The following is a 6948-nucleotide window of genomic DNA, read 5'->3' as shown; positions in this document are numbered from 1 at the left end:
CGTCCCTCCCGAGGCTCCGCCTCCACCCCAATGGACGATTATACACAAAGGCGGGGGATTGAAATCGCGCCTGGGCATGCGCTAGCGTAGCCCGCGACAGCGCTATAGTCCGCCTACGCGGACTAATTATAACTCGTTCCCAGGTTAACTCGTTTTAGGTGTGAAAAACGGTGGGAAGTCTGCTATAATTACGGAATGTTTAAATTCCTGTCGGGTTTATTCCTACCACGCCTATTGTTGTATGACCATGCGGATGAACGATATTATAATTTACCCCACCGTTGATTTGTTTTTGTACGATTTGCGCGAAAGTTTGGGACAGGATCCGGCGCAACTCGATCGCAACTGGGACAATTTCAAGCACAAGCTGCCCGCAGAGCTCCAGGGTTGCCTGAAACGGGATACTTCGTTCGATCCGGAATCTGTGGATCTCCTGGATGAGCGATTTTACAAGTTTGGCAATCCTGGCGATACATACCAAGGCTTTTATTATCCGGTGCGGATGAGCGATACTTATGGTTTATTGCTGGATTGTTCGATTAACGATACCAAGAAACCCTATCCAGCGAAGTCGATTAAACGGGTTAAAGAGGAAATCGATCGCCGGTTGGGAGGAGAAACGCCGACGCTGGGTCAAACCTGGCTGATTTCGGCACAATTGCCCGATCCGCAGGTGCAAAATGCGGAAGATATTGCGAAAATTTGCTATAAATCGTTATTGCCTTTATGTGACTGGGGGGATGATTTGCAGGGAAGTGGCACAGTGTTCGGGGGGAGGGCGTTTGAACTGTGGCATTATGAGTCGCTGCTGTCAGAAATGCCGGAGAATTCCGATCGCGATCGCAGCAGTAACATCTGGCCGACTTTTACCAGCCATCACGTTATTATTGTGCTTTATCCCAATGCTAAATCTGCCCAAGCTGGGGCGGAGTTACATTGTGATTGGATGCGGTTATTTGCCTATCGTGCGAAGATACTGTGGGCTTACGCGCAAACGCGACAACTGAAACAATGGCTAAAACAGGATTCGATCGCCATTCAAGACTGCTTGCAAGAAATTCGCGGCGATCGCCACAAAAGTTTACCCTTACCCCAACTGCAATCCACCCTGAATCAAGCCCGCAGTCTGGTTCCGGATTACACTATCGATATTGGCTATTTGGCGGATCAAGAACGGACGATGGCGATTAATCTATACAACTACCAACGCCGCATCAAAAGCATTGCCGAAGAAGCTACATCGTCAGAATTCGCACCGGTGGGTTTTCCCCCGCCGAACCTGGCATTTTTAGCCAATTTTAGCGATGATGTGGCAGAGAAATATTTGCTGCAAGTGCGAAAAGATTACGAGAACCTCGCGCCGGGGTTACAGCGGTTGGAGTTTGCGATCGCCACGATTCGCAGTTTGGTGGAGGTGGATCGGGCCGATCGCGATCGACGATTTCAAACAAACGTGACGGTCCTCGGGTGGGGACTGGCGGCGGCGGGACTGGTGGTCTCGCTTTCGGCGCAGTTTCCCTACGTTATCGTCCCGGTGGAAGTGCTACGCCGCGAAGGAGCCGGCGAAACCCAGAACCGCGCGATCGCCACCGTGGAACTACAGCCCAGCGTTTCCGCCTCTTGGGATGCGGCCATATATTCGGCGGTGTATAGTATCGGGGCGGCTGGGGCGGTGATGGCGATCGCTTGGCTGTGGATGAGGCTCCGCAAGTAGGGCGATTCGGTCGGCGATCGGGTGCGCCACCCTAGCTGCCGAGTTTTATTGTAAGTGAGAAATTTTGAGATCGCGTCTCCGCCGTTATTGTGAGAAACCGAGATATAATGGCAGTCGCGACTGTCATTATATCTCACCTAACATTCTTTCAAACTGGAAAGGGGATAGGAGGGCAACTCCGGGGGGTCTTCGGCAATTTCTTCCACCCAGACGCGCACTCCCACCTTGTAGACTTTGCCCACCCGACCGGCTTGGGGGCCTTCGAGAATCTCGACTTTGGATCCCACTTGGGGCAAATCCTGACAACTGGCTTCGCTTTGTTTCGCCAGGGCCACCAGCTTGTCGATCGCCTGAGACGCGGGTATCGGTTGCGCTTGCAACCATTCTACGGTTTCTGGAGCCAGGGAAAACAGCTTGCGGACGCGAGTTTTCTTGCGACTCTTGGGGCCTTTCTTCAAATTCGCTCTGGAATTGGGGTGATACCCGCGTTTCATCGGTTCTTCAAGCAGCTCAATTTCGCGCACCGCTAAGACGCGATCGCAGGTAGTTCGGACGTAGCATTCCCGATTTTCTTCGCAAACTTCCGCCACCTCAAACACCTGACACTCATAAATCTCGGACTGAGATGGATCTGGGCGCGAGACCACTTTTTGACCGGGTTGCAGTTTTTTGATGGGAGGGGACATTGACATTTCTCCAAATGGTATATACGATTAGAATATAACCCAAACGGCAAGCGATCGCCTCGGATCCCCGAGGATTTTGCCAGACCCGCATCTAGGGGTCAGCCTGTCTAACTAACCCCTAGCCGCGATGCAGACAGCAATTGATTGCAATGCCACCGGGCCGAGGCTCCGGTACAGGCTCCCATTCTCTGGGAGGATCCAGCAGTTTGGGCGAATCCATCCGATATAGATAAATGGAGATAGCAAAATGCACGGGCAAGCTTATGATGCATTCAACCAACTCGCAATGAGATTGAAAGCCACTCGCGGCACCGAGGGTCCTCCCACGGATGAGGAAGTGGCGCAAATCGCCGCGAAATATCTCAACGCCTTGGTAGAACAGTTATCGGAAGAAGATTTAATCCGAGCGGTGGATGAATTTCGCGCCGGTGAAAGCCGCATGAAACAAGTGTCAGAATCGGTGAAAACCTGGCTGGAAACAGAAGCAGGTCACGAACAAGAACAAGAGTTTAAAGAATTTCTGGTGCTGCTCAATCAAAAAGTCGGCAATATGGCCCAGGCATAACGCAATATTTCCCATCTAATTCCGCAAGAATACAACTCATTTTGCATTCTTTGGGGGGCGGCGGAGTTTCGGGATTCCGATTTCCCAGGCTGAACTCTGAGAAAGAAGAAACGCGCTTCGTTCATTAATAAACCGGGTTTCCATTACTGAGTGGAAACCCGGTTTTAACAACTTTCACTAGCTACTAAATTCGGCCAAATATGAGAGCAAACGTCTTTCCAATCTCTCCAATTCATGGGAGAGATTCGGGTTAATTGGAGGCGGTGGGGTTGAAGCGTTTGCCTTCGCGGAATTGTCCCGGGAAACGTCTACCTTGTTGGTCGATTAGCACTCCTTCGCCGTGAGGCACCCCTTGACGCAATTCTCCTTCATAGCGAGTCCCGTTAGGAAAGTTGCAGGTAGCGTTGGCATCGAGGTTTTGATTGAAGAATTCCCCCTGACAGCGAGTGCCATCCACCCGGGTAAGAGTTCCTTGTCCGAAGGGTTGGCCGGCAAAGAAAGCTCCCACGTAGCGATCGCCATTGGAAAAGACAAATTGCCCTTGTCCGGAGGGTTGACTGGTTACTTCGCCACTGTCCACATATTGCACGATTTCGAAGGTTCCTTCGTAGCGAGAACCATCGGCAAAAACTGACGTTCCTCTAACAATATTCCCATCCCGAAATACCCCCTCATACCGGGCATCATCGGCGAAAATAAATACCCCTTCGCCATTGGGACGACCATTGCTAAATTGTCCTTCGTAACGCGCACCATCGGCATAAACATAAATTCCCCGTCCGCTGGGTACCCCATTGGCAAAACCGCCAATATAATTGTCCCCATTTTGATAGTTGCATTTTACCGGTCCGGCGGCGGGGTCTCCCGTACATACCGGCGGCACGTACTGTTCTCCATCTTGTGCCCTCGCCCCCAATGGATCGGTTATAGAACTGGTCACCTGCATCGCAGATGCCACCACTAGGGTCATCACAATTTTTTTCATTCGGTTTCCCATCTTTAGCTTTCTCCCATTTTCGTCCTTACTATCATTTTACTTCAAAAAAACCTTGACATTTATTACCCAATAAGGTAAGGCTTTTTGCACGGATGCGGGCAGATGCCTAGAAGAGACAATCCCGGGAAAAAGCAACCCTGATTTGTCACCCCTGAAAATGCACCCTAGTCGAAAAAAATTGCAAATTATAAATTTGCTACACCTGAGCGATCGCCACACAGAAGGTAGCGGTTCTCGGAAAAATCGCACCGGGAGCGATCGCCCTTCTTATCGGCACCACCCTAGACCCGCCTAACGCAACAAAGCCGTTTTCCGAGCAACATTGGCCATGTTTTGCTCTTCTTCCATTAGCTGTTGTTCCCCAAGCGGCTTAATCACCTCCACGCCATTTTGCTCCAGAATCACCTGTGGCTCGGCTCCTTCGAGATTTTCCACTGCTTTAATCAGCACTTCCCCGCGCCCGATCCGCTCTCCCACATTCACATAGCGGGTTGTCGGCTCGTTGGGCGCTTTAGCAATAATTTGCGTCTGACCCCCGACTTCAATAATGCCGGTCACTTCCGTGCCTTCCGCTAACTCCGTAGAAGGCGGCGGCGGCGGCGCTGGCGGTGTCGGCGGCGGTGGCGGCGGCGGAAGCTGTTCCGGCCCGATCGCCACCGGCAAATCGGGCAATTCCGGCACTCCGCGCGTCGGTTGCGCCGGGATAGTCGGCGGTGGCGGCGGTCCGCCGGCACGCTGGGCCGTTATCTGGGGCGGAAGCTGTTCCGGGCCAATTTGGGGAGGCAATCCCGGTAATTCCGGCACCCCGCGACTGGCCACCGGCGGAATGCTGGGCGCTGTAGGCGGTCCGGCTTCGGCCACTTCTGCAGCTCTTTGCGGCGGAAGCTGGTCCGGGCCAATTTGGGGAGGCAATCCCGGTAATTCCGGCACCCCGCGACTGGCCAACGGCGGAATCTGTGGTGCTTGCGGTGGACGCGGCTCTCCTTGCGCCGTAACCACCGGTTCGGGCGTTCCCGGCGGTAGCTGTTCCGGTCCGACTCTCTCGGGCAAATTCGGCAATTCCGGCACCCCGCGATTCGCCAACGGCGGAATCTGTGGCGCTTGCGGTGGACGCGGCGCGCCCCCTGGAGCCGCTCCCGCACCTCTTCCCGGCGCGCCGCCTGTGGCTACTCCTGCAGGGGCTTCACCGGGCGGTAGCTGGTTCGGTCCGACTCTCTCGGGTAAGTTCGGTAATTCCGGTACCCCTCGCCCTTCCAAGGGGGGAATATTCGGCTCACCGGGGGTTCCCGGCGTCGGTTGCGCCCCATTTGCCGTGGGTGCTGGGGTTCCTTGCGGTGACCCAAACGGTTGCCCCTGTGCCACCTGCTGCGGCGGTGCAGTCGGTGCGGGGACGGGCAATTCTTCCGGCCCGATCGCTACCGGTAATTCGGGCAATTCGGGAACTTCCCGGGTGGGTACTTCGGGCAAATTCGGCGCGACGGCTTCTCCGTCTTCTGTCCCCGGGAGAGGCACTGGATCGACTTCGAGTACCCCAAACGGGTTTTGCTGCTCCACTTGGGTTTGTCCCTGCTCCAATTGTTGGACCCGTTCGTCTGGATCCGTGGGGGGAATCAAATTGGTCACTGAACCGGGATCGGGTTTTTCCTCAACCATCGGCTCTTCAAACTCTTCGTCCTGCGCTGCTTCTTCGTCGGTTTCGGTTGGTTCGGGAGACGGAGTTGCCGTCTCTGCTGGTGCGGTGGGGGATGGTGGGGTGGCAGGGGTTTCGACTTCTGCAGTCTCTTCTCCTCCACAGGCACTCACCAGGAGCATCAGCATCCCGATTGACACCAGAAATGAAAGTTGTCGCATGGCAACAGATAAAATGATTTAGTACCAAAATAGCCTGAAAACCTGCCAATTGTCTCTCCTCTCCCGGTACAATTTTAACCCCCTTTGCTGCCAGTTTTTCGCCCACTCCTCCTGCTGAGTGGCTACCCCCACGCTCACTGGCTCTCGTTGGCCCCAATTCTCTTCCTCTTTTGTAAGCGAACCTCCGTGGCGACCTCACGGGTAGCGGGTGGCGGGTAGGGTGGGCAAGAAGGACTTGCCCATTCTACAGCTTGGCTACAGCTTGGCCTCCATTGGCTTAATCTTTGGTAAAAATCGTCAGCAACACCGGCCCGAGCAAATGGTAATGCTGTGCCCGATTCAATCCCGCTTCTGTGCCTAGTTCTTCGCGCGCGGGGGCTGGGTAAAAGTGGATTTTGTTCCCGGATCCGCCAAACGATTGCGAGAGCGATCGCCCCGCAATGAACCCGAATCGGGTAAAATCCACTAAGTAGAATTTCCCCCCGGGCCGCAATACCCGCTGCACTTCCGATAGCACTTGGTTCGGATGTGGATAGTGCAGAAAACTGATAGTATTGAACGCCGCATCAAACTGCCACTGAGCAAACGGCATCTCCTCCGCATTCCCTTCCAGGAAAATTAACCGGGGACGATGCCGATCGCTCTTGCTTTGTCTGGCTTGGCGAATCATTTCCGGCGATAGGTCATATCCCGTTCCCCACAAGGTGGGATATGTATCGGCTAGCCGCTCTAACAGCCGCCCCGTACCGCATCCTAAGTCCAACACCCGCGCATTTTCTGGCAGTTCTACATATTCCAGCAGCCTTTTGTGAATCGCTTGGTAGAAGATGGTGGTCAAGAGGATATCGTAGTTCGGTGCCCAGCGATCGAACAGTTTTTGTTTGATGTTGATTTCGCTGTCAGTCATTTTTTTGGCCTCCATTGGTGTGAACTACAAGGGCTTTTCTATACTATAACCGATCGCCCGCTTCTTCGATCGCTGGCGATCGACATTGCGCCTGGGCAAACCAAGAAGCGGGCCAAGAAGCCGGCGATCTTTTATCCCTACCACACCTCGTACACCTCGTTCCCCGGCTCAGCCTGGGAACGCCTCTGCGGAGGCTCTGCCTCCACAGGGAGCGCCGAACACCTCACA

At 54.1% G+C, this 6948-nt stretch carries 6 protein-coding genes; 2 read left to right on the top strand and 4 right to left on the bottom strand.

Annotation, left to right across the window (positions count from 1 at the left end; translation table 11 throughout):
- Window positions 1-253 precede the first annotated feature (253 nt).
- A complete protein-coding gene (locus tag AC0QH1_RS01255) occupies window positions 254-1714 on the top strand; it encodes a hypothetical protein (protein WP_324628930.1) in 1461 nt (486 codons plus the stop codon).
- Between the two features lie 137 nt (window positions 1715-1851).
- On the opposite strand, the gene AC0QH1_RS01250 is transcribed toward AC0QH1_RS01255, so the two are convergent.
- Entirely contained in the window at window positions 1852-2400 is a 549-nt protein-coding gene (locus AC0QH1_RS01250) for a hypothetical protein (RefSeq protein ID WP_324628929.1), read from the bottom strand.
- A 247-nt stretch (window positions 2401-2647) separates the two neighbouring features.
- Between AC0QH1_RS01250 and AC0QH1_RS01245 the strand changes: the two genes are divergently transcribed.
- Window positions 2648-2965 (top strand): hypothetical protein, encoded by a 318-nt coding sequence (locus AC0QH1_RS01245; protein ID WP_324628927.1) that lies wholly within the window; start codon window positions 2648-2650, stop codon window positions 2963-2965.
- Between the two features lie 250 nt (window positions 2966-3215).
- On the opposite strand, the gene AC0QH1_RS01240 is transcribed toward AC0QH1_RS01245, so the two are convergent.
- The 3 genes from AC0QH1_RS01240 to AC0QH1_RS01230 form a co-directional block, all read right to left on the bottom strand.
- Entirely contained in the window at window positions 3216-3950 is a 735-nt protein-coding gene (locus AC0QH1_RS01240; RefSeq protein WP_324628925.1) for an MORN repeat-containing protein, read from the bottom strand.
- A gap of 303 nt (window positions 3951-4253) precedes the next feature.
- Window positions 4254-5813: a hypothetical protein gene (locus AC0QH1_RS01235; protein WP_324628923.1), complete on the bottom strand. Its 1560-nt coding sequence runs from the start codon at window positions 5811-5813 to the stop codon at window positions 4254-4256.
- A 277-nt stretch (window positions 5814-6090) separates the two neighbouring features.
- Complete coding sequence (locus tag AC0QH1_RS01230) at window positions 6091-6720, bottom strand: class I SAM-dependent methyltransferase (RefSeq protein WP_324628922.1); 630 nt, start codon at window positions 6718-6720, stop codon at window positions 6091-6093.
- Between the last annotated feature and the right edge of the window lie 228 nt (window positions 6721-6948).

Source organism: Phormidium sp. CCY1219 (genome assembly GCF_055795085.1).
This window is presented reverse-complemented; position numbering and strand designations above follow the sequence as displayed.